The organism is Bartonella sp. AP280QHHD (assembly GCF_042196125.1).
In the GTDB taxonomy this organism is placed as follows: Bacteria; Pseudomonadota; Alphaproteobacteria; order Rhizobiales; family Rhizobiaceae; genus Bartonella.
Genome location: NZ_JBHIPQ010000018.1, coordinates 1 through 22916 on the forward strand (window position 1 = coordinate 1; position 22916 = coordinate 22916).

Here is a 22916-nt window from a genome sequence, read left to right on the forward strand (position 1 = left end):
TGGAGAGGAAATCGAGATTATCGGTATTCGTCCAACGTCTAAGACGACGGTTACAGGCGTTGAAATGTTCCGCAAGCTTTTGGATCAAGGTCAAGCGGGTGATAATATAGGGGCTCTGCTACGTGGTGTTGACCGTGAAGGGATTGAGCGTGGTCAAGTATTGGCGAAGCCAGGATCCGTTACACCTCATACACGTTTTAAAGCAGAAGCTTACATTTTGACAAAAGATGAAGGTGGACGTCATACACCATTTTTCACGAATTATCGTCCTCAGTTTTACTTCCGTACGACGGATGTTACAGGTATTGTTACGCTTCCAGAAGGAACGGAAATGGTTATGCCAGGCGACAATGTTGCCATGGATGTTTCGTTGATNGATGTTACAGGTATTGTTACGCTTCCAGAAGGAACGGAAATGGTTATGCCAGGCGACAATGTTGCCATGGATGTTTCGTTGATCGTTCCAATAGCAATGGAGGAAAAACTTCGTTTTGCTATTCGTGAAGGTGGTCGTACTGTTGGTGCCGGTATCGTCTCTAAGATCATTGAATAAATAATGCTTGTTGAGCACCTTGATTATTTGAGGTGCTTTGTATAACAGGGAAATAAAGAGCATGAACAGTCAAAATATCCGCATTCGCCTAAAAGCGTTTGATCATAGAATTCTTGATACGTCGACGCGTGAGATTGTATCGACTGCTAAACGTACCGGTGCAAATGTCCGTGGTCCCATTCCGCTTCCTACGCGGATTGAGAAGTTTACGGTCAATCGTGGACCGCATATCGATAAGAAGAGCCGTGAGCAGTTTGAAATGCGTACACATAAGCGTCTTCTTGACATTGTTGATCCAACGCCGCAAACAGTGGATGCGCTTATGAAGCTCGATCTTTCTGCTGGTGTGGATGTAGAAATTAAGCTCTGAGGTTTGAGGACAGAAGGAACAGACCCGATGCGTTCAGGTGTAATAGCACAGAAGCTGGGCATGACCCGTATTTATAATGATGCTGGTGAGCATGTGCCGGTGACGGTACTTCGTTTGGAGAATTGTCAAGTCGTTGCTCAGCGTACAGTTGAAAAGAATGGTTATACTGCTGTTCAATTAGGTGTAGGCTTTGCTAAGGTTAAGAATACTTCACAAGCTCTTCGTGGACATTTTGCTAAGGCTTCTGTTGAGCCTAAAGCCAAAATAGCAGAGTTTCGTGTGAGCCCCGACAATCTTCTTGATGTTGGTACTGAGATTACAGTGGAACATTTTGTTCCAGGACAAAGAGTTGATGTGACTGGTACCAGTATTGGTAAGGGGTTTGCTGGTGTTATGAAACGACATAACTTTGGTGGACATCGTGCTTCTCATGGTAATTCGATTACACATCGTGCTCATGGTTCTACAGGGCAATGCCAAGATCCTGGTAAAGTTTTTAAAGGTAAAAAAATGGCTGGCCATATGGGGCAAGTGCGTGTAACAACACAGAATATTGAAGTTATTTCCACTGATAGTGAGCGTGGTTTAATTTTAGTGCGTGGTGCTGTTTCTGGTTCTAAAGGTTCTTGGATTTTGATACGGGATGCTGTGAAGAAGCGTCTTCCTGATAATGCTCCAAAGCCTGCTGGTATTCGCCGTCTTGTGAAGGAGAAAGCGGAAATGGGTACTCCGGTGACGGAAACCTCTGAGGTTGAGGGAGCCTAATAATGGATCTTGTAATTAAAACTCTTGATGGTAATGAAGCTGGCAAATTAAAGGTTTCTGAAGCTATTTTTGATCTTGTTCCGCGTGAGGATATTTTGCAACGTGTTGTTCGTTGGCAGCTTGCACGTCGTCAGCAGGGAAGTCATCAATCCCAAGGTCGTTCTGATGTGTCGCGAACAGGGGCAAAAATGTTTAAACAGAAAGGAACTGGGCGTGCTCGACATTCATCTGCACGTGCACCGCAGTTTAGGGGTGGGGGTAAGGCACATGGACCGGTGGTTCGTAGCCATGCGCATGATCTTCCTAAAAAGATTCGTGCTCTTGGGTTACGTCTTGCTTTATCTGCAAAATTAAAAGCAAAAGATTTAATTATTGTGGATGAGTTGACTGTTAAGGATGCTAAAACGAAAATGCTTGTTTCTCATTTTTCTAAGCTTGGATTTAATAACGCTCTCTTGATTGATGGTAAAGAGATTGATATTAACTTTTTTCGTGCAGCCTCTAATATCCCTAATATTGACATTTTGCCTATTCAGGGAATTAATGTTTATGATATTTTGCGTCGCAGCAAACTTGTTTTATCAAAAGCAGCTGTTGAGGCTCTTGAGGAGCGTTTTAAATGACAGATCTTCGCCATTATGATATAATTATTAGTCCAGTTATTACTGAAAAGGCGACTATGATTTCTGAATATAATCAAGTTGCTTTTAATGTCGCGCCGAAAGCGACGAAGCCTGAGATTAAGGCTGCTATTGAAGCGCTTTTTAGCGTAAAAGTTAAAGCAGTTAACACGATAGTCCGTAAGGGTAAAGTGAAGCGTTTCAAAGGTATAGTTGGTCGGCAGAGTGATGTCAAAAAAGCGATCGTAACTCTGGCCAGTGGTCAGACTATCGACGTTTCGACAGGTCTTTAAGAGGCTCGGAGATAGGAATAATGGCACTTAAGCAGTTTAATCCAACGACACCTGGGCAGCGTCAGCTTGTTATTGTGGAACGTTCTTGTCTTTATAAGGGAAAACCTGTAAAGATGTTAACTGAAGGTTTGTCTTCAAAGGGTGGACGTAATAATCGCGGTCGTGTTACTGCTCGTTTTCAGGGTGGTGGACATAAACGTAGTTATCGGTTTGTCGACTTTAAGCGTCTTAAACGTGATGTTTCAGCAAAGGTTGAGCGTTTAGAATACGATCCTAATCGTACCGCTTTTATTGCTTTAATCCGCTATGAGGATGGGCAATTGAGTTATATTCTTGCACCACAGCGTCTTGGTGTTGGTGATTCTGTTATGGCTGGTTTAAATGTGGATGTTAAACCAGGTAATGCTATGCCTCTTGCTAATATGCCTGTAGGTACAATTATTCATAATGTTGAGATGAAGCCAGGGAAAGGCGGACAGATTGCACGTTCAGCAGGTGCTTATGCGCAGTTGGTTGGACGAGATCATGGTATGGCTATTCTTCGTTTAAATTCTGGTGAGCAGCGTTTGGTTCCGAGTAGCTGTTTTGCAACTGTTGGCGCTGTTTCAAATCCTGATCATGGGAATATTAATGATGGTAAGGCGGGGCGGTCACGTTGGCGTGGTAAACGTCCACATGTTCGTGGTGTTGCTATGAACCCCGTTGATCATCCACACGGTGGTGGTGAAGGTCGTACATCGGGGGGGCGCCATCCAGTTTCTCCCTGGGGTAAACCTACGAAAGGTAAGCGTACGCGCTCCAATAAAGCCACTGATAAATTTATTATGCGTACGCGTCATCAACGCAAGAAATGAGAAAGGTAGTCTGAGGTGGTTCGTTCAGTGTGGAAAGGTCCGTTTGTTGACGGCTATCTTCTTGGTAAAGCAGAGAAGGTACGTGCAAGTGGGCGCAACGAAGTTATAAAAATATGGAGTCGTCGCTCTACTATTTTACCGCAATTTGTTGGTTTAACTTTTGGTGTTTACAACGGTAATAAGCATATTCCTGTTTCTGTTTCTGAAGAGATGGTTGGGCATAAGTTTGGTGAGTTCGCTCCTACCCGGACTTATTATGGTCATGGTGCCGATAAGAAAGCGAAGAGGAAGTAGGAATGGGAAAAGCTAAAGTTTCGCGCCAGCTTAAAGATAATGAAGCAAGAGCTGTCACGCGGACAATTCGTGTTAGTCCGCAGAAGCTTAATTTAGTTGCTGCAATGATTCGTGGTAAAAGAGTTAATGTAGCGCTCGCTGATTTGATGTTTTCACGCAAGCGAATTGCTGCTACTGTGAAAAAAACGCTTGAATCAGCAATTGCAAATGCAGAAAATAACCACGATCTTGATATTGATTCGCTTGTTGTGGCGGAAGCTTATGTTGGTAAGTCGATAGTGATGAAGCGCTTTCATGTTCGTGGTCGAGGGCGTGCTAGTAGAATTGAACGTCCATTTTCGCATCTTACTGTTATTGTTCGTGAAGTTACCGAAAAAGTGGAGGCCGCGTAATGGGGCAGAAGATCAATCCAATAGGACTTCGTCTTGGTGTTAATCGGACTTGGGACTCTCGTTGGTATGCTGATAGTGGTGAATATGGGCGCCTTCTTCACGAAGATTTGAAAATTCGTTCATATGTGCTTGAGGAACTTAAACAGGCGGCTATTTCTAAGGTTGTTATTGAGCGTCCTCATAAAAAGTGTCGTATTACAATTCATTCTGCACGTCCTGGTTTGATTATTGGTAAAAAGGGTGCTGATATCGAAAAGCTTCGTCGTAAACTCTCAGAAATGACGGATGCTGAAACTTCATTGAATATTGTGGAGATTCGTAAACCGGAGATTGATGCGACAATTATTGCGCAATCAATTGCTCAACAGTTAGAGCGTCGTGTTGCTTTTCGTCGTGCAATGAAGCGTGCTGTTCAGTCTGCTATGCGTCTTGGTGCGGAAGGTATTCGTATCAATTGTTCTGGCCGTCTTGGTGGTGCTGAAATTGCTCGTATGGAATGGTATCGTGAAGGTCGTGTTCCACTTCATACCTTGCGTTCTGATGTTGATTACGGTACAGCAGAAGCTAAGACCGCTTATGGTATTTGTGGTATTAAAGTTTGGGTCTTTAAGGGTGAGATTCTTGAGCATGATCCGATGGCTTCAGAACGTCGTGCTACGGAAGCTGATCAATCTGGTTCTTCATCGAATCGTCGCCGCGAAAATGCTTAGTTTTTGAGATTGAACTAAAATTTGGAGTAGAGAACAATGTTGCAGCCAAAGCGCACAAAGTTCCGTAAACAGTTCAAAGGCCGTATTCACGGTTTTGCGAAGGGTGGTACGGATTTGAATTTCGGTGCCTACGGTTTGAAGGCTGTTGAGCCGGAGCGGGTTACTGCTCGTCAAATTGAAGCGGCGCGTCGTGCGATTACACGTTATATGAAGCGTTCTGGTCGTGTGTGGATTCGCATTTTTCCAGATCTTCCGGTTACATCTAAACCGACTGAAGTTCGTATGGGTAAAGGTAAGGGAAGTGTTGATTATTGGGCTGCACGTGTTGCTCCTGGGCGCGTCATGTTTGAGCTTGATGGAGTTCCGGAGGATGTTGCACGTGAAGCACTAAGATTGGGTGCTGCAAAGTTGCCTATAAAAACGCGTTTCATCCAGCGTATTGCTGAATAATGAGGTTATAAGCGATGAGAGCCACAGAATTACGGGCGCAAACGCTCGACCAAATGAAAGATGAATTGGCTAAGTTAAAGAAAGAGCAATTTAATTTGCGTTTTCAAAAAGCAACAGGTCAATTAGAAAAGACTGCGCGCGTTAGACAAGTTCGTCGTGATATTGCGCGTATTAAAACTTTTCTTCGTCAAAAGATAAGTGAAAGTAAGGTTTAAGGAAATAAGAGATGCCTAAACGCGTTTTGCAGGGTGTTGTTATTAGCGACAAAAGTGATAAGACTGTTGTTGTCAAAGTTGAACGCCGTTATTCTCATCCGCTTCTTAAGAAGACTGTTCGGCAGTCTAAAAATTATAAAGCGCATGACGAAAACAACCAATTCAAGATTGGGGATCAAGTTTCTATTCAGGAATCTAGACCAATTTCGAAAGATAAATGTTGGATTGTTGTAAAAGACAATGTAGCGTAATGAGTTAAGCTTATTGTTTTAGAATTTAACAGTGTGGTTATCATTGATAAATTTGAAGGCGATAACTTTATCGTTATTTGGCAGGCAAATCCGAGTGTGTAAAAGATTCAATCGGATATATGTGTTAAGAGAAGGTGGCCAGTCATGATTCAGATGCAAACAAACCTCGACGTTGCTGATAATTCTGGAGCGCGTCGTGTCATGTGCATCAAAGTGTTAGGCGGTTCAAAGCGGAAATATGCTTCGGTCGGTGACATTATTGTTGTTTCGGTTAAGGATGCAATTCCTCGTGGCCGTGTTAAAAAAGGTGATGTTATGAAAGCTGTTGTGGTTCGTACTGCTAAGGATATTCGTCGCGCAGATGGTAGTGTCATTCGTTTTGATAGTAATGCTGCGGTTTTAGTAGATAATAAAAAAGAGCCGATCGGTACTCGTATCTTTGGACCTGTTCCCCGTGAATTGCGTGGTAGGAATCATATGAAGATCATCTCGCTTGCTCCTGAAGTTCTGTAAGGAGTAAATGTTATGCAGAAGATTCGAAAAGGTGATAAAGTTGTTGTTTTGTCCGGTAAGGATAAAGGATGTAGTGGTGAAGTAATTAAGGTTAGTCCAAAAGAGAATAAGGCTTTTGTTCGTGGGATTAATATGATTAAACGTCATCAACGTCAAACGCAGAAGCAAGAAGCTGGAATTATTTCTAAAGAAGCTCCGATTCATCTGTCTAATTTGGCGATTGCTGATCCTAAAGATGGTAAGCCTACACGTGTAGGCTTTCGTATGAATGCAGATGGTAATAAAGTTCGTTTTGCCAAGCGTTCGGGAGAGTTGATTAATGGCTGAGGAAAGACAAATACCGCGTATGAAAGCGCATTATTTTGAAGTGATTCGTAAAGTGCTTCAAGAGAAGTTTAATTACAGAAATGCGATGCAAATTCCGCGGATTGATAAAGTTGTAATAAATATGGGGATAGGTGAAGCAACTGCTGATTCGAAGAAGCCTTCCCTTGCCGCTGAGGATTTAGGGCTAATAACGGGTCAGAAGGCTGTTGTTACGCGTGCGCGTAATTCTATTGCGACCTTTAAGGTTCGTGAAGGAATGCCTCTTGGGGCTAAAGTTACATTGCGTAAAGATCGTATGTTTGAGTTTTTAGATCGTCTTGTGACGATTGCTCTTCCGCGGGTTCGTGACTTTCGTGGTTTAAATCCAAAGAGTTTTGATGGTCGTGGCAATTTTGCTATGGGTATTAAAGAACACATTGTGTTTCCAGAAATCAACTATGATAAAGTTGATCAAATTTGGGGTATGGATATTATCGTTTGTACGACAGCAAAAACGGATGATGAAGCTCGTGAGTTATTGCGTGCTTTTAATTTTCCTTTTCGTTCGTAACGGCAAACGTAGTGAGGTGAAATTATGGCCAAAGTAAGTGCCGTTGAAAAAAATAAGCGTCGTGAGGTGATGGTAAAGCGCTATGCTGCCCGTCGTGCACGTTTGAAAGCAATAGTTATGGATCAGAAGGTTTCTCTTGAAGAACGTTTTAAAGCTTCTGTTCAGCTGGCAGAGTTGCCGCGTAATTCTTCGAAAGTTCGTATTCGTAATCGCTGTGAGGTTTCAGGTCGTCCGCGGGCTTATTATCGTAAATTAAAAATGTCGCGAATTGCGTTGCGTGAGCTTGGCTCTATTGGCTATATTCCTGGTATTGTAAAGTCTAGTTGGTAAGAGGAGATTATTTAATGTCTATGTCAGATCCTCTTGGTGATATGCTAACACGTATTCGTAATGCACTTGGTCGTAAAAAAGGTAAAGTAGTTACTCCAGCTTCGAAGCTTCGTGCGCACGTTCTTGATGTTCTTCAGTCGGAAGGTTATATTCGCGGATATAATCAAATTGATTTAGGTGATGGGAAAGCTGAGATTGAAATCGAATTGAAGTATTTTGAAGGGCTGGCTGCTATTCGTGAGATTTCACGTGTATCAAAGCCAGGGCGTCGTGTGTATGTTTCTGCTAAGTCACTTCCTCAGGTGGCAAATGGCCTTGGTATTTCGATTTTATCGACTCCTAAAGGTGTCATGGCAGATCATAAGGCGCGTGAACAGAATGTTGGTGGAGAACTCCTTTGTCGTGTTTTCTAAGTTATGTCAAGAAAACGGAAGAAAAAGTAGGTTAGAACAATGTCTCGTATTGGAAAGAAACCCATTTCAATTCCTTCTGGAGTTACTGCTACTGTTGAAGGTCAGCTGGTTAAGGCAAAAGGTCCAAAAGGTGAGCTGAGTTACGTCGTCAATGATGAAGTCTTAGTCAAACTTGAGGAAAATATCATATCAGTTATGCCGCGGGATCAGTCAAAAGATGCGCGTTCTAAATGGGGTATGTCGCGCTCAATGATTGAGAACATTTTTTGTGGTGTGAAAGATGGTTTTGAAAAGAGGTTGGAGATTAATGGGGTTGGTTATCGTGCTGCTTTGCAGGGTAAGGATGTTCAACTATCTCTGGGCTTTTCGCATGATGTGGTTTATAAAGTTCCGTCGGGTGTTACTGTGACTGTTCCTAAGCCAACGGAAATTGTTGTTTCTGGAATTGATAAACAGCAAGTTGGACAAGTTGCAGCGGAGATTCGTGAGTATCGTAGGCCTGAGCCTTATAAAGGTAAAGGTGTTAAGCATGCAGATGAACGTATCTTCCGTAAAGAAGGTAAAAAGAAATAAGGATTTTGTATTATGGTTTCATCTAAGGACATTATCCAACGTCGTGCAAGGCGTGTTCGTCGTAGAATTAAAATGGTTTCTCATGATCGTCCTCGGCTTAGTGTTTATCGTTCAAATCAGAACATTTATGCTCAAGTTATCGATGATTTGCGGGGATGTACACTTGTTTCAGCCTCTACTCTTGAAAGTGATTTGAAAAAATCGTTAAAGAGTGGTGCTGATAAAAAGGCGGCCTTTGCTGTTGGTAAGTTAATTGCTGAGCGTGCGAAGAAAGCGGGTGTTAATGAGGTGGTTTTTGATCGTGGAGCGTATGTGTACCATGGTCGCGTCAAAGCTTTAGCTGAAGCTGCTCGTGAAGGTGGTTTGAATTTCTAAAATTTCTTATTTATGAATGAGTAAGGAGAGTTTAGAGTATTTCGTTTAAGTTCTTCCAGTTTGATGAGGGACTTTGTTATCGTGCTTCCGGAAAAGAAAAAGGAATGAGGAATGGCACAAAAAGAACGTGGTGAGAGAGAAGAACGCGATAATGAATTTGTCGATAGGCTCGTTCATATCAATCGTGTTGCTAAAGTTGTAAAGGGTGGTCGGCGTTTTGGTTTTGCTGCTCTTGTTGTCGTTGGAGATCAAAAAGGGCGTGTGGGTTTTGGACATGGTAAAGCCCGTGAAGTTCCAGAAGCCGTTCGTAAAGCAACGGAATCTGCGAAACGTGGGATGATTTATGTTCCGCTTCGGTCTGGGCGTACATTGCATCATGATCTTGAAGGTCGTCACGGAGCTGGGCGTGTTTTGCTACGTTCGGCTTCTGCTGGTACTGGTATTATTGCTGGGGGACCGATGCGTGCTATTTTTGAAGCTCTTGGTATGCAGGATGTCGTTGCAAAATCACTAGGGTCGTCGAATCCTTATAACATGGTTCGTGCAACATTTGATGCATTGAAACATCAAATGCATCCTAGAGATATTGCTGCTCAACGTGGTATAAAGTATTCGACTTTGCAGGCGCGTCGTCGCCATTTAGTCGACCTAGAAGGGTAGTTTCTGAGATTATCAGAAAAGGAATTAGGAAATGGTTCAGAAAAAATCTCAGAGTGGTAAAACTGTGACGGTGGAACAAATTGGAAGCCCTATTCGAAACTCACAGATTCAGCGTGCAACCTTAAAGGGGCTTGGACTAAATAAAATGCGTCGTCGGCGCGTTTTAGATGATACACTTTGTGTGCGGGGTATGATTGCTCGGGTTCGGCATCTTGTTCGCGTTATAGATGAAGGTTAAGGGTTGCGGGAGTATTAGATATGAAACTCAATGAACTGCGTGATTGCGAAGGCGCAACAAAAAATCGTAAGCGTGTTGGGCGTGGTATTGGTTCCGGTACGGGTAAGACTGGTGGACGTGGTGTAAAAGGGCAAAAGTCACGTTCTGGTGTTTCCCTTAATGGTTTTGAAGGTGGGCAAATGCCTATCTATCGTCGTTTGCCAAAACGTGGATTTAGGAATTTCTTTGCTAAAACCTACAATGAAGTTTCACTGGGACGTATTCAGTTGGCAGTTGATGCAGGTAAGTTGAATATTGAAAAGCCTGTTGATATGGTTTCTTTGAAAGAGGCTGGTATTATTCGTCGTGAAAAAGATGGGGTTCGTCTTCTTTCTGATGGTGATTTGAAGGCTAAGATTACCTTTCATGTTTCTGGTGCTTCACAAGCTGCTCGTGTTAAGATTGAAAAAGTGGGTGGCCAGGTTATTCTTCCTGATATTGCTCGATAATTTTTTGATATGAATAGAGACCTAAAGAAGAATAATATCTGTTTTGTGGGATCTTTTGTGGAGAATTGTTTAAGTTCTGCATTTGTTTGTGTATGCATATATGAATTTTAGGATTATACTTCTGTGATTTGAAGAACTGGAGTGTAAAGTGGAGACGTTTTATGGCATCAGCAGCAGAGCAATTTGCTTCCAATATAAATTTCGGCACCTTTTCGCGTGCAACTGAATTAAAGAAACGCATCTGGTTTACTCTGTTGGCGCTTCTTGTATATCGTTTTGGCACTTACATCTCTCTTCCAGGCATCAATATCGATGCTTTGCGGCAAACATTTGAACATCACGCGTCGGGTGTATTAGGACTCTTTAATATGTTTGCTGGAGGTGCCGTTGGGCGTATGGCTATTTTTGCGCTGGGTATCATGCCTTATATATCGGCATCTATTATTGTGCAATTGTTAACATCTATTATTCCTTCTTTGGAAACTCTTAAAAAAGAAGGGGATTTAGGTCGTAAGATTATCAATCAATATACGCGTTATGTAACAGTCGTATTGGCAATTCTACAAGCTTTTGGTATTGCGGTTGCGCTTGAAAGCGGTATAGGGTCGGGGCTTCAAATTGTTTTAGAACCAGGTCTTATGTTTCGTATTTCTTCTGTTATTACGCTTGTTGGCGGAACGATGTTTCTTATGTGGCTTGGCGAGCAAATTACGTCACGTGGTATTGGTAATGGGGTTTCTCTTATCATTTTTACAGGGATTGTAGCCAACTTTCCTTCTACTTTTGCTCAGCTTTTGACAGCTCATAGTCAGGCTGATTTATCAACTTTTCTTTTAATAGGAATCGTTCTTATTGCTGTTTTGGTTATTGGGCTTATTGTTTTTATAGAGCGTGCGCAACGGCGAATTCTTATCCAATACCCGAAACGTCAGGTCGGTAATCAAATGTTTCAAGGAGATATGTCGCATCTTCCTTTAAAGTTGAATACTGCTGGTGTTATTCCACCTATTTTTGCTTCATCTTTATTATTATTACCTGCCACTATTAATAATTTTTCTGATAAAATGCCACAATGGGTTCAGGAGATTTCTTATGCTCTTGGTCATGGACAGCCACTTTATATGATTGTTTATGCATTTTTAATGGCGTTTTTTTGCTTTTTTTATACAGCTATTGTGTTTAATCCAAGTGATACTGCAGATCAGTTGAAAAAACATTCTGGTTTTATTCCAGGGATTCGTCCAGGTGAGCGTACAGCCGAATATATTGATTACGTTTTGACGCGTATTACTGTTGTGGGCGCTATTTATATTATCTTGGTTTGTTTGTTACCTGAATTTATGATATCTGCATTACAGGTTCCTTTTTATCTTGGGGGAACATCCTTGTTGATTGTTGTTACTGTTACACTTGATACGGTTGCTCAAATTCAGGGGCATCTTGTTGCCCACCAATATGAAGGGTTGATAAAAAAATCAAAACTTCGTGGAGGTAGAAGGAATCGATGAGAGTTATTCTTTTAGGTCCTCCTGGAGCGGGAAAAGGTACGCAAGCAAAAATGTTGACTGAGGAATATAACATTCCTCATTTATCAACAGGGGATATGTTGCGTGAGGTGATTGCCAAAGAAACGGAGATTGGTAAAAAAGCTAAAGCTATTATAAGTTCTGGTGCTTTGGTACCTGATAGTATTGTTAATCAAATCGTATCAGATCGGATTGATGAAGCTGATTGTGTAAACGGTTTTGTTTTGGATGGATATCCGCGAACTGTGGGGCAAGCAGAAGCGTTGCAACAGATACTGGATTCAAAAAATATGTGGCTTAATGCTGTTATTGAATTGTGTGTTGATGAAGACGTGTTGATTGAACGTATGAAGAAGCGTGTTGAGGAAACAATAGCGACTGGTGGACAGGTTCGTTTAGATGACAATCCTGTTGCTTTTGCAAAAAGATTAGTAGAATATCGTGAAAAAACAGCTCCCTTATCAAAATTTTATTCAGAGAGGGGAATGTTGAAGGTTATTGATGGAATGATTGGTGTTGCTGAAGTGACACGTATGATTAGAGGGTTTCTTTCATGAGATTTTTTTTTAGAAATAAATGAAAAGAGTTGACTTTTGAGATGAAATCTATCAAAAGTGAATTTAATTTATTTTAGTGAGATAATAGGATTCGGAAGAATTTTTTTTCTGAGTCTATTTTTTTCTGTAAAGTATATCAGGTATTTTATAACAATTTGTCAAAATAACTAAGGAGAGTAGGCGTGGCTCGTATTGCTGGCGTCAATATCCCGACAAATAAGCGTGTAATTATTGCGCTTCAATATATCCACGGGATTGGACCAAAATTTGCTCAAGAAATTATTGAAAGAGTTGGCATTCCTTTGGGGCGTCGTGTGCATGAGCTTTCAGATGCTGAGGTGCTGCAGATTCGTGAGGCAATAGATCAGGGGTATCAAGTTGAAGGTGATCTTCGTCGTGAGGTTGCTATGAATGTTAAGCGTTTGATGGATCTTGGTTGTTATCGGGGATTGCGTCATCGCCGATCTTTGCCTGTCCGAGGACAGCGTACACATACGAATGCCCGTACACGTAAAGGTCCGGCTAAGGCAATCGCCGGTAAGAAGAAATAAGGGCCTTTGTGGAAGGTTTTTTATATATTCTTTTTCTTGTTTGATTTGTTTGACAAGGAAAAAAGGTGGAGCTGCTGATGTTACGGCAGTGATGAGATCGTTGAAAGGGAAATTATGGCCAAGGAAGCCACACGTGTTCGTCGTCGCGAACGTAAAAATATTTCATCGGGTGTTGTGCATATTAATTCAACATTTAATAACACAATGATTACTATTACTGATGCTCAGGGTAATGCAATTGCTTGGTCATCTGCGGGAGCTCAGGGGTTTAAAGGTGCGCGTAAATCGACACCTTTTGCTGCTCAAGTTGCTGCGGAGGATTGTGCAAGAAAAGCGCAAGAGCATGGTATGCGTTCTTTGGAAGTTGAAGTTTGTGGACCTGGATCAGGGCGTGAATCTGCTTTACGTGCATTGCAATCTGTTGGTTTTGTCATTACTTCTATTCGCGATGTAACACCAATTCCTCATAATGGATGTCGTCCGCGGAAAAGGCGGCGTGTTTAATTGGGTGTTGTTTTTTGTTGTCGGAGATTTCTCTGATGTTCACATTGGTCGTTACGATTGAATGGTAACGGAACTAAAGAACGGGAATAAAAATATGATCCAGAAAAACTGGCAGGAACTTATTAAACCCAATAAGGTTGAATCATGTGCACATGATAATCCAAATATTATAAGTGTGATTGCTGAACCTCTTGAGCGTGGTTTTGGTTTAACGTTAGGAAATGCGCTTCGTCGCGTTTTGTTATCTTCGCTTCGTGGTGCTGCTATTACTGCTGTGCAGATTGACGGTGTCTTGCATGAATTTTCATCGATTCCAGGTGTGCGTGAGGATGTTACGGATATTATTCTGAATATAAAAGAAATTGCGCTTCGTATGGAAGAAGAAGGGCCTAAACGTGTCGTCGTTTATAAAGAGGGGCCTGGTGTCGTGAAAGCGGGAGATATCAGTACAGTTGGGGATATGGAAATTCTAAATCCAGATCATGTTATTTGTACTCTTGATGAAGAAGCTGAAATTCGTATGGAATTTATTGTCAACACAGGAAAGGGGTATGTTCCATCTGATCGTAATTGTGTTGATGATGCACGTATAGGGCTTATTCCAATTGATAGTCTTTATTCACCTATCCGTAAGGTATCTTATAAAGTAGAAAATACACGCGAAGGTCAAGTTCTCGATTATGATAAATTAACGCTCACGATTGAAACAAACGGTGCTGTTAATGGTGAGGATGCTGTTGCTTTTGCAGCACGCATTCTTCAGGATCAATTATCGTTATTTATTAACTTTGAAGAGCCACAGAAGGAGCCTGTTGAAGAGGCTGATTCTGAGCTTTCTTTTAATCCTGCTCTTCTCAAAAAAGTGGATGAATTAGAACTTTCAGTTCGTTCGGCAAATTGTCTTAAGAATGATAATATTGTCTATATTGGTGATCTGATTCAGAAAACAGAATCTGAAATGCTTCGGACACCGAACTTTGGTCGCAAGTCGTTGAATGAGATTAAAGAAGTTTTGGCGTGTATGGGTTTACATCTTGGGATGGAGATTCCTGCGTGGCCGCCTGAAAACATTGATGATCTTGCAAAACGTTATGAAGATCAATATTAAAATTAGAATTTAAGGAGAGGGCTTATGCGCCATAGTAAGTCAGGACGCAAGTTGAACCGTACTGCCAGTCACCGTAAAGCGATGTTTGCAAATATGGCAACTTCGTTGATCGAGCATGAGCAGATTGTGACAACACTACCAAAGGCTAAGGAAATTCGTCCTATTGTTGAAAAACTCGTTACTCTTGGTAAGCGTGGTGGTTTGCATGCGCGTCGGCAAGCTATTGCAGCACTTCGTGATGCAGGAAAGGTTGCAAAATTATTTGATACGCTTGCGCCACGTTATGCATCACGCAACGGTGGGTATTTGCGTATTATGAAAGCGGGGTTTCGTACCGGTGATAATGCGCCCATGGCTGTTATAGAATTTGTTGATCGTGATGTTGAAGCGAAGGGTGCTGGGGATCGTGCTCGCATGGAAGCTTCTGAGAATGAAAAGGGAACATCTTCGTAGAGTTTTTTATTCTGTTGGATTTTTAAAGGCCGCCTTGTCTTGGGCGGTTTTTTTGTGAGCATTTTTAAGTTTGTTTTAGTTGAGAAATAGGTGCAGAGAGAAAATTATAGAATATTGAATTATCTTATTTTTATAATATTTATTGTTCAAATAGGTTGTTTTTATTCTCTATTATGAAATATTAATAGAGGTCCTTAATTTGCGGGGATACGTTTTTTTATTCTATTAATCTTCAACAGAATGTGCTGATTTTATAAGGAGTGGATTATGAGGTATTCTTTTTGGGTGCGGATTTTTTTTGCAATTATGATGCAGATATCATTTGATCATGTATATGCTCATGTTCCTCAAACACAAACAGAAATCACCCTTTCATTTGCTCCTTTAGTTAAAAAGACAGTTCCATCTGTTGTAAATATTTATGCAGCTCGACAAATTAGAGCTCGATCACCTTTTGAAGGCGATCCATTTTTTGAGCAATTTTTTGGTCGTTTTCAAAATAAATTTCCTGTTCGTAAGCAATCGTCATTAGGATCAGGGGTGATTGTTGATGCACGTGGTTTGATCGTTACAAATTACCACGTCATTAAAGATGCAAGCGAAATTAAAGTGGCTTTTTCTGATGGACGGGAGTTTGAGAGTAAGGTCGTGCTCAAAGATGAAGCAACTGATATTGCAATTCTTGAAGTTAAGGAAAAAGATGCTCAATTTCCGGCTCTTTCTTTGGGAAATTCTGATACTGTTGAAGTTGGTGATCTTGTTCTTGCTATTGGTAATCCCTTTGGTGTTGGTCAAACAGTTACAAGTGGTATTGTTTCAGCGCAAGCGCGTACACGTGTTGGGATTTCTGATTTTGACTTTTTTATTCAAACAGACGCAGCCATTAATCCAGGGAATTCTGGTGGCGCTTTAATTGATATGAAAGGTCAGTTAATCGGAATTAATACGGCTATCTATTCGCGTTCCGGTGGTTCTGTAGGGATTGGTTTTGCTATTCCAGTTAATCTTGTAAAAGTGATGCTTGATACTGTTAAACGCGGTGGAAAATATTTTGTGCCGCCTTATATTGGGGCTTCTTTTCAAAATGTTACAGCTGATATTGCTGGTGGTTTAGGTTTAGAACGTCCCTATGGTGCTCTTATTGTTGAAGTTATCAAAGATAGTCCTGCTGAAAAAGCTGGATTGAAAGTAGGTGATGTTATTTTGAGTGTGCAGGGGGTACGCGTTGACAGTCCAGATAGTCTTGGTTATCGTTTGATGACAGCTGACGTTGAGCATAGTCTTGCCTTGGAATATTTACGAAGTGGAAAAACTTTAAAAACACAAATAACAGTTTCATCAATATCAGAAACTGCATTTTTAAAATCTGAAAAAATTACGGGTGACAGTCCTCTTGCTGGTGCTGAGGTGTTAGATTTAACACCGCAAAATAGTCGACGTTTTCATCTTCCTATATCTGCAAAAGGGGTTGTGATTACCAATCTTGAGGAAATGAGCAATGCAGCTGGAATTTTTCAGTCAGGAGATATTCTACGTGTTGTAAATGGCCATAAAATTCAAACAGTTCATCAGTTGAAAAAGGTTCTTATGCAAGGTCGCTCAAATATGTGGCAATTGGAATATGAACGTGATGGTATGTATATTCGCCAATTTATTCGTTGAGGTTTTTTTTTGAAGAAAGATTTTTTTACTTCGTCGTTTGATTTTCAAGTTAATAAAAATCAGCCACTTGCAGAAAGAATGCGCCCTTGTTCTCTCAATGATGTTGTGGGACAAAAGCATTTGATTGGAGAGGATGGTTTGCTTTCACGTATGGCGGCAACAGGCTCAATTGGATCGATGATTTTTTGGGGACCTCCAGGGACGGGAAAAACGACCGTTGCACGTTTGTTAGCCCTTGAAACAAATTTCGCGTTTGAACAGGTTTCTGCTATTTTTACAGGAGTTTCTGAACTTAAAAAGATTTTTGAAGTTGCGCAGAGGCGTTTTATATCTGGGGATAAAACACTTCTCTTTGTTGATGAAATTCATCGGTTTAATCGTGCACAGCAGGATAGTTTTCTTTCTGTGATGGAAGAGGGTACTGTGGTACTTATAGGTGCAACAACCGAAAATCCTTCTTTTGAACTGAATGCTGCCCTTCTTTCGCGTGCACGTGTTTTAACATTTCTTTCTCATGATCATGAAAGTTTGGACATGCTTTTGAGGCGTGCTGAAGAAGTGGAGGGAAAAACTCTTCCCTTGGATAATGATGCCAGAGACGTTTTGATAGAGATGTCTGATGGTGATGCGCGGGTTGCGTTAACATTGGCAGAGGAAGTTTGGTCTATTGCGCCATTGGGAGAGATTCTTGATGTTGTTGCTTTGCAAAAAGTTATTCAGCGTCGTGCGCCTATTTATGATAAAGGACGAGATGGGCATTATAATCTCATTTCAGCGTTGCATAAATCCGTTCGTGGATCTGATCCTGATGCTGCGCTTTATTATTTGGCACGTATGTTGGATGCTGGTGAAGATCCTCTCTATATTGGGCGAAGATTGGTTCGTATGGCCGTTGAAGATATTGGTTTGGCGGATCCTCAAGCTCTTGTCATTTGTAATGCAGCAAAAGATGCCTATGATTATTTAGGATCACCAGAAGGAGAGTTGGCCTTGGCGCAAGCATGTCTTTATGTTGCAACTGCGCCAAAGTCAAATGCAGCATATCTTGCGTATAAAGCAGCACTGCGTTGTGCACGCAAAAATGGCTCTTTACCACCTCCTAAGCATATTCTTAATGCTCCTACGAAATTTATGAAGGAAGAAGGGTATGGAAGTGGTTATTGTTATGACCATGATGAACCAGATGCTTTTTCAGGACAAGAATATTTTCCCGAAAAACTTGGACGTCAGAGTTATTATAAACCAGTTGAGCGTGGTTTTGAGCGTGAAATTGTGAAACGTCTTGAGTGGTGGCAACAGTTGCGCAAAAAACGTAAAGATCAAAATAAAATTTGAGTTGAAATACGTTTTTTATTGATCTCTTATGTTATTGTATGAGAAATTTAGCTTATATTTTAAACAATTTATTGCATTGCTTGTAGAGATTTTTTTGATATCTTCAAAAGTGCATATTTTTTCAAATTTAAATATATCATTCAACTTTTAAGCTGCTTTATTTTTTTTGGTTTTATTAAATAATATATTGACTTATAATGATAATTAACTGTTTCGTAAGTTGAATGAAAGTTTCAAATACCGTAAATTTCTCTCATCCCAAGTCTGTTATTTGTTGAAGCAATCAAGTTATTCGCTTGCATGTTACAAGCAGGATTAGCGTGTGATAAAAACTGTACAAGAAAGGACTAAAAATCCCTCCTATGAATTGTCTCAAGTGCCGAGAGCTGTTGCAATATTGGAGGATGATAAATAGTGTGATGGTGCCGGCTTGCTCCTTCTATAGAGTAAAGATGGTGGTGCCTAAAGGGTTTTGCAGTATACCACATTCATAGGTGTTGTCACAAAATGAGCTTGGAAGTTTTGAGAGATGTTTCTTAAATCAAGTGCATGAATATGCAACACAATAGCGTTTTGTTCTTCGATGCAATAGGGTATGAGGTTGATTGATGATGCGTTTTTTGTGTGATCAATAGCGGGAGAATTCTTAGTCTCTCAAGTATTTAATCAAAGGGATAAGCAGAAGGGTTGTAGAACATTGTGTTTAAAATTAAATTGTTCCTTTTCTAGAGAGATATAAATATGTTAACTATGCTCCCATAGAGATATTACTTTATTGGAGTTTATTATGTGTCATAAGATAAGCAATGCCAATTCTTTATTGTGATGGTCATGAATGTTTATGGACATATTGTGGAGATAGGAATGGAAATAGTCTGTGAAACTCTAAACTCAAGCCTTTAGTTAAATTAAAAGTACAGTATACACTAAAGTTTTAGGTTATTATGAATTTGGTCAAGGATATAATCGTGGATAAAACAAAAGCTCTCGATGCTGCTCTCTCACAAATTGAACGTTCTTTTGGTAAAGGCTCGATTATGCGTCTTGGGCAAAAAGAGCAGGTTGTTGAAATTGAAACAATTCCAACAGGGTCGTTATCCTTGGATATTGCTTTAGGGATTGGTGGATTACCGAAGGGGCGTATTGTTGAGATTTATGGACCAGAAAGTTCTGGGAAAACAACATTGGCTCTCCATGCTATTGCTGAGGCACAGAAAGGTGGTGGGATTTGTGCTTTTATTGATGCAGAGCATGCGCTTGATCCTATTTATGCGCGTAAGCTTGGTGTTGATTTAGAAAACTTGTTCATTTCTCAGCCAGATACCGGTGAACAGGCATTGGAAATTACAGAAACGTTGGTTCGTTCTGGTGCCGTTGATGTGCTTGTTGTGGATTCTGTCGCAGCTTTAACACCGCGAGCAGAAATTGACGGTGAAATGGGTGATGCTTTGCCCGGATTGCAAGCTCGGTTAATGAGTAAAGCGTTACGAAAATTAACCGCAGCAATTTTTCGCTCTAACTGTATGGTTGTTTTTATTAATCAAATTCGCATGAAAATTGGTGTGATGTTTGGTTCTCCTGAAACGACAACGGGTGGAAACGCTTTAAAGTTTTATGCTTCTGTTCGTTTAGATATTCGTCGCATTGGATCCATTAAAGATAGGGATTCAATCGTTGGTAATCAGACGCGCGTTAAAGTGGTGAAAAATAAATTGGCACCTCCATTCAAACAGGTTGAGTTTGATATTATTTATGGTGAAGGTATTTCCAAAGTAGGTGAATTGATTGATTTGGGTGTCAAGGTTGGTGTTGTTGAAAAATCTGGTGCATGGTTTTCTTATAATTCTCAGCGTTTAGGGCAGGGGCGTGAGAATGCAAAGCAGTTTTTACGTGAACATGTGGAAATAGCTACAGAGATTGAAGCAGCTTTGCGCCAAAATGCTGGTTTGATTGCGATTGAATTGTTAGAAAATGCAGGGTCAGAAAATATAGAAAGTGATGAAGCCATTTGATGGGGGGGGGTCGTCTATAATTTTTTTTCTTTAAGATTTTTCTGTTTTTTTGTTTGAGTTTTTAAATACGCAGTCATTTTTTTCTCAATTTTTTAAAACAAATATTCCATTTTTGATTAAATTGACTCCATGCGTGGCGAAGAGGATTTAATGAGGGGGGATTTTTCTTTTATGGTTTTGTGCTGTATTGAGCAGGTGTCAACATGAATAGTGTTAATAATATTCGGTCAACATTTTTGGATTATTTTCATCGTAATGGGCATAAAGTTCTTTCTTCTAGTCCGCTTGTTCCGCGGAATGATCCTACACTTATGTTTACAAATGCAGGGATGGTGCAGTTTAAAAATGTTTTTACTGGACTTGAACAACCTTCTTATACGCAGGCAACAACGGCACAAAAATGTGTTCGTGCAGGTGGAAAGCATAATGATCTTGATAATGTTGGTTATACGGCGCGCCATCATACATTTTTTGAAATGCTGGGTAATTTTTCTTTCGGTGATTATTTCAAAGAAGAAGCTATTTTTTTATCATGGAATCTTTTAACAAAGGAATTTTGCCTGCCAAAAGATAAATTGTTGGTGACAGTTTATCAGAGTGATGATGTTGCTGCTGAACTGTGGCGTAAAATTTCAGGTCTTCCAGATGAAAAAATTGTTCGTATTGCGACGGCTGATAATTTTTGGTCGATGGGAGAAACAGGCCCTTGTGGTCCTTGTTCGGAGATTTTTTATGATCATGGTGATGAAATATGGGGCGGTCCTCCTGGAAGTGCTAATGAAGATGGGGATCGCTTTATTGAGATTTGGAATCTTGTTTTTATGCAGTATGAGCAAGTTTCCAAGGAAGAACGTGTTAACTTACCTCACCCTTCTATTGATACCGGTATGGGATTAGAGCGTATTGCTGCTGTTTTACAGGGCGTTCATGATAATTATGATATTGATCTTTTTCGTGCATTAATTGCTGCATCAGAAGAAATTACAGGGATTGAGGCAAAGGGTGATTTTATTGCCAGCCATCGTGTCATTGCTGATCATCTTCGCTCATCTGCATTTTTGATTGCTGATGGTGTGCTTCCTTCTAATGAAGGAAGAGGATATGTTTTACGTCGTATTATGCGTCGTGCTATGCGTCATGCGCATCTTCTTGGTGCTAAAGAGCCCTTAATGTGGCGACTTTTACCTGCTTTAATTCGCGAAATGGGACAAGCTTATCCTGAGTTGACACGTGCTGAATCTTTGATTTCAGAAACTTTAAGGTTAGAAGAAATACGTTTTCGTAAAACGCTTGAACGAGGACTTGGTTTGTTGAACGAAGCAAGTACCGATCTTAAAGAAGGGGACTATTTGAATGGTGAAGTTGCTTTCAAGCTCTATGATACCTATGGTTTTCCGCTTGATTTGACGCAAGATGTTCTTCGTCGTCGCGGAATATCTGTTGACGTTGGTGCTTTTGATAAAGCGATGGAACGCCAAAAAGAGGAGGCACGTGCCAATTGGTCTGGTTCTGGAGAAGCTGGAACAGAGAAAATCTGGTTTTCTGTTCGTGATCAAGTGGGGGCCACAGAGTTTTTAGGTTATGAAACTGAGACAGCGAAAGGTATTCTTACAGCTCTTGTATGTGATGGTAAAATTGTTGATCATATTTCTTCAGATCAGAAAGCTATGCTTGTTGTTAATCAGACACCTTTTTATGGTGAATCTGGTGGGCAAATTGGTGATAGCGGTATCATTTCTGGTGAAAATTTTATTTTTAAGGTGCATGATACCCAAAGAAAGGGTGATGGTGTTTTTATCCATATTGGGGAGGTGAAATCTGGTCAGGCATCGAGGTCTGATTGTGTAGAATTAACGGTTGATATTGTTCGTCGTAAGAAAATTCGTGCGAATCACTCTGCTACTCATTTGTTACACGAAGCTTTACGCCAAACATTGGGGGACCATGTTACACAAAAGGGTTCTCTTGTATCGCCAGATCGGTTGCGTTTTGATTTTTCCCATCCAAAATCCGTTTCACCAAAAGAGTTGAAAAAAATAGAAGATTTAGCCAATGAGATTATTTTGCAAAATAGTAAAGTAATAACGCGCCTCATGGCTGTAGATGAGGCCATTTCTGAAGGAGCCATGGCATTGTTTGGTGAAAAATATGGTGATGAAGTTCGCGTTGTTTCTATGGGGGAGCCACTTGAACAGGAAAGATTAAAAAAGCGTTGGTCAATTGAGCTTTGTGGAGGGACACATGTGGAGCGAACAGGTGATATTGGTTTAATTCATATTGTTTCTGAAAGTTCTGTTTCAGCTGGAGTGCGGCGTATTGAAGCTTTAACAGGCAAAGAAGCCCGTCTTTATCTTAGCCGCCAAGATGAACGTATTCATGAAATCGCTGATCTTTTAAAAACTTCTTCTGCTGGTGTGGAAGAACGGGTGCGAATTTTGCTTGATGATCGTCGTAAACTTGAAAAAGAATTGAATGATGTACGCAAGAAAATGATGTTGAGTGGTGGAATAACAGAAAGGAGCCAAGATGATATTATCATCATCAATGGGTTTTCTTTTACCGGACGCGTTGTTAAAAATATTTTACCACGGGATCTTAAGGCGCTCGTCGATTCTGAGAAAAAACAAATTGGATCTGGAGTGGTTGCTTTTATTAGTGTCTCGGAGGATGGAAAAGGGAGTGCTGTTGTCGGTGTTACGGATGATTTAACGGATAAGTTAAATGCTGTAGATCTCGTTCGTATTCTTTCAGCGATGCTTGGTGGTAAAGGTGGAGGTGGCCGTTCTGATATGGCACAGGCTGGTGGTCCTGAGGGGAACAAAGCTGATGAGGCATTTGCGGCACTAAAAGATTTTCTTGAAAAAAATTAAATTAAATCATTCTGCATAGGTGTTTTTTACATTGTTATATTTGGTTGGCATCTATGTATCATGAATATCTGTCTGGTGTATTTCTGAAATGCAGATACAGCGTA

At 40.7% G+C, this 22916-nt stretch carries 32 protein-coding genes; all 32 read left to right on the plus strand.

Features of this window, described 5'->3' with window-relative positions; all coding sequences use genetic code 11:
* Positions 1-553, plus strand: a 553-nt coding sequence (locus ACFIMK_RS02405) for an EF-Tu/IF-2/RF-3 family GTPase (RefSeq protein WP_375693513.1), incomplete at its 5' end; no start/stop codon positions are given.
* Between the two features lie 61 nt (positions 554-614).
* A complete protein-coding gene (gene rpsJ / locus ACFIMK_RS02410) occupies positions 615-923 on the plus strand; it encodes a 30S ribosomal protein S10 (RefSeq protein WP_005773267.1) in 309 nt (102 codons plus the stop codon).
* A gap of 27 nt (positions 924-950) precedes the next feature.
* Positions 951-1688, plus strand: a complete 738-nt coding sequence (gene rplC, locus ACFIMK_RS02415) for a 50S ribosomal protein L3 (protein ID WP_375638238.1) — start codon at positions 951-953, stop codon at positions 1686-1688.
* Between the two features lie 2 nt (positions 1689-1690).
* A complete protein-coding gene (rplD, locus tag ACFIMK_RS02420) occupies positions 1691-2311 on the plus strand; it encodes a 50S ribosomal protein L4 (RefSeq protein ID WP_375613145.1) in 621 nt (206 codons plus the stop codon).
* Entirely contained in the window at positions 2308-2601 is a 294-nt protein-coding gene (locus tag ACFIMK_RS02425; protein WP_273723987.1) for a 50S ribosomal protein L23, read from the plus strand. Before rplD ends, ACFIMK_RS02425 begins: the two co-directional genes overlap by 4 nt.
* Positions 2602-2621: 20 nt before the next feature.
* On the plus strand, positions 2622-3455 hold the full coding sequence (gene rplB, locus ACFIMK_RS02430) for a 50S ribosomal protein L2 (RefSeq protein ID WP_375611474.1): 834 nt from the start codon (positions 2622-2624) through the stop codon (positions 3453-3455).
* 15 nt (positions 3456-3470) lie between these two features.
* Positions 3471-3749: a 30S ribosomal protein S19 gene (rpsS, locus tag ACFIMK_RS02435; protein WP_004855734.1), complete on the plus strand. Its 279-nt coding sequence runs from the start codon at positions 3471-3473 to the stop codon at positions 3747-3749.
* Between the two features lie 2 nt (positions 3750-3751).
* On the plus strand, positions 3752-4141 hold the full coding sequence (gene rplV, locus ACFIMK_RS02440) for a 50S ribosomal protein L22 (RefSeq protein ID WP_273791407.1): 390 nt from the start codon (positions 3752-3754) through the stop codon (positions 4139-4141).
* The gene (gene rpsC / locus ACFIMK_RS02445) at positions 4141-4851 is read left to right on the plus strand and encodes a 30S ribosomal protein S3 (RefSeq protein WP_273791408.1); all 711 of its coding nucleotides are present in this window, start codon (positions 4141-4143) and stop codon (positions 4849-4851) included. Before rplV ends, rpsC begins: the two co-directional genes overlap by 1 nt.
* Positions 4852-4887: 36 nt before the next feature.
* Positions 4888-5301 (plus strand): 50S ribosomal protein L16, encoded by a 414-nt coding sequence (rplP, locus tag ACFIMK_RS02450; protein WP_375611475.1) that lies wholly within the window; start codon positions 4888-4890, stop codon positions 5299-5301.
* Positions 5302-5315: 14 nt separating this feature from the next.
* Complete coding sequence (gene rpmC / locus ACFIMK_RS02455; protein ID WP_375606714.1) at positions 5316-5516, plus strand: 50S ribosomal protein L29; 201 nt, start codon at positions 5316-5318, stop codon at positions 5514-5516.
* Between the two features lie 11 nt (positions 5517-5527).
* Entirely contained in the window at positions 5528-5767 is a 240-nt protein-coding gene (gene rpsQ, locus ACFIMK_RS02460) for a 30S ribosomal protein S17 (RefSeq protein ID WP_012231991.1), read from the plus strand.
* 144 nt (positions 5768-5911) lie between these two features.
* Positions 5912-6280, plus strand: a complete 369-nt coding sequence (rplN, locus tag ACFIMK_RS02465; RefSeq protein WP_004855715.1) for a 50S ribosomal protein L14 — start codon at positions 5912-5914, stop codon at positions 6278-6280.
* Between the two features lie 12 nt (positions 6281-6292).
* The gene (rplX, locus tag ACFIMK_RS02470; protein WP_015856579.1) at positions 6293-6607 is read left to right on the plus strand and encodes a 50S ribosomal protein L24; all 315 of its coding nucleotides are present in this window, start codon (positions 6293-6295) and stop codon (positions 6605-6607) included.
* Complete coding sequence (gene rplE, locus ACFIMK_RS02475; RefSeq protein WP_375611477.1) at positions 6600-7157, plus strand: 50S ribosomal protein L5; 558 nt, start codon at positions 6600-6602, stop codon at positions 7155-7157. The genes rplX and rplE overlap by 8 nt, the downstream gene beginning before the upstream one ends.
* 24 nt (positions 7158-7181) lie before the next feature.
* The gene (gene rpsN / locus ACFIMK_RS02480; protein ID WP_273791412.1) at positions 7182-7487 is read left to right on the plus strand and encodes a 30S ribosomal protein S14; all 306 of its coding nucleotides are present in this window, start codon (positions 7182-7184) and stop codon (positions 7485-7487) included.
* A 14-nt stretch (positions 7488-7501) separates the two neighbouring features.
* Entirely contained in the window at positions 7502-7900 is a 399-nt protein-coding gene (rpsH, locus tag ACFIMK_RS02485) for a 30S ribosomal protein S8 (protein WP_375629006.1), read from the plus strand.
* A 39-nt stretch (positions 7901-7939) separates the two neighbouring features.
* Positions 7940-8473, plus strand: coding sequence for a 50S ribosomal protein L6 (gene rplF / locus ACFIMK_RS02490; protein ID WP_273791413.1), 534 nt, complete (start codon positions 7940-7942; stop codon positions 8471-8473).
* 12 nt (positions 8474-8485) lie between these two features.
* Positions 8486-8848, plus strand: coding sequence for a 50S ribosomal protein L18 (rplR, locus tag ACFIMK_RS02495; protein WP_273791414.1), 363 nt, complete (start codon positions 8486-8488; stop codon positions 8846-8848).
* Between the two features lie 111 nt (positions 8849-8959).
* The gene (rpsE, locus tag ACFIMK_RS02500) at positions 8960-9508 is read left to right on the plus strand and encodes a 30S ribosomal protein S5 (protein WP_015856574.1); all 549 of its coding nucleotides are present in this window, start codon (positions 8960-8962) and stop codon (positions 9506-9508) included.
* 31 nt (positions 9509-9539) lie between these two features.
* Entirely contained in the window at positions 9540-9746 is a 207-nt protein-coding gene (rpmD, locus tag ACFIMK_RS02505; protein ID WP_375611481.1) for a 50S ribosomal protein L30, read from the plus strand.
* Between the two features lie 20 nt (positions 9747-9766).
* The gene (gene rplO, locus ACFIMK_RS02510; RefSeq protein WP_375613141.1) at positions 9767-10234 is read left to right on the plus strand and encodes a 50S ribosomal protein L15; all 468 of its coding nucleotides are present in this window, start codon (positions 9767-9769) and stop codon (positions 10232-10234) included.
* Positions 10235-10395: 161 nt separating this feature from the next.
* Positions 10396-11742 carry a preprotein translocase subunit SecY gene (gene secY / locus ACFIMK_RS02515; RefSeq protein ID WP_375611483.1) on the plus strand — a complete coding sequence of 449 codons (1347 nt, stop codon included), beginning with the start codon at positions 10396-10398 and terminating at the stop codon, positions 11740-11742.
* Positions 11739-12317, plus strand: a complete 579-nt coding sequence (locus ACFIMK_RS02520; protein WP_375613140.1) for an adenylate kinase — start codon at positions 11739-11741, stop codon at positions 12315-12317. Before secY ends, ACFIMK_RS02520 begins: the two co-directional genes overlap by 4 nt.
* 182 nt (positions 12318-12499) lie before the next feature.
* Positions 12500-12868 (plus strand): 30S ribosomal protein S13, encoded by a 369-nt coding sequence (gene rpsM / locus ACFIMK_RS02525; protein ID WP_026500557.1) that lies wholly within the window; start codon positions 12500-12502, stop codon positions 12866-12868.
* Positions 12869-12982: 114 nt separating this feature from the next.
* On the plus strand, positions 12983-13372 hold the full coding sequence (gene rpsK, locus ACFIMK_RS02530; protein WP_007347762.1) for a 30S ribosomal protein S11: 390 nt from the start codon (positions 12983-12985) through the stop codon (positions 13370-13372).
* A 94-nt stretch (positions 13373-13466) separates the two neighbouring features.
* Positions 13467-14480: a DNA-directed RNA polymerase subunit alpha gene (locus tag ACFIMK_RS02535; protein ID WP_375611485.1), complete on the plus strand. Its 1014-nt coding sequence runs from the start codon at positions 13467-13469 to the stop codon at positions 14478-14480.
* 24 nt (positions 14481-14504) lie between these two features.
* Positions 14505-14933 (plus strand): 50S ribosomal protein L17, encoded by a 429-nt coding sequence (gene rplQ / locus ACFIMK_RS02540; protein ID WP_273791421.1) that lies wholly within the window; start codon positions 14505-14507, stop codon positions 14931-14933.
* A 267-nt stretch (positions 14934-15200) separates the two neighbouring features.
* Positions 15201-16595: a DegQ family serine endoprotease gene (locus ACFIMK_RS02545; RefSeq protein WP_375611486.1), complete on the plus strand. Its 1395-nt coding sequence runs from the start codon at positions 15201-15203 to the stop codon at positions 16593-16595.
* Between the two features lie 9 nt (positions 16596-16604).
* The gene (locus ACFIMK_RS02550; protein WP_375613137.1) at positions 16605-17930 is read left to right on the plus strand and encodes a replication-associated recombination protein A; all 1326 of its coding nucleotides are present in this window, start codon (positions 16605-16607) and stop codon (positions 17928-17930) included.
* 968 nt (positions 17931-18898) lie between these two features.
* Positions 18899-19942 (plus strand): recombinase RecA, encoded by a 1044-nt coding sequence (gene recA, locus ACFIMK_RS02555; protein ID WP_273791424.1) that lies wholly within the window; start codon positions 18899-18901, stop codon positions 19940-19942.
* Between the two features lie 203 nt (positions 19943-20145).
* On the plus strand, positions 20146-22812 hold the full coding sequence (alaS, locus tag ACFIMK_RS02560) for an alanine--tRNA ligase (RefSeq protein WP_375681803.1): 2667 nt from the start codon (positions 20146-20148) through the stop codon (positions 22810-22812).
* Positions 22813-22916: the final 104 nt, after the last annotated feature.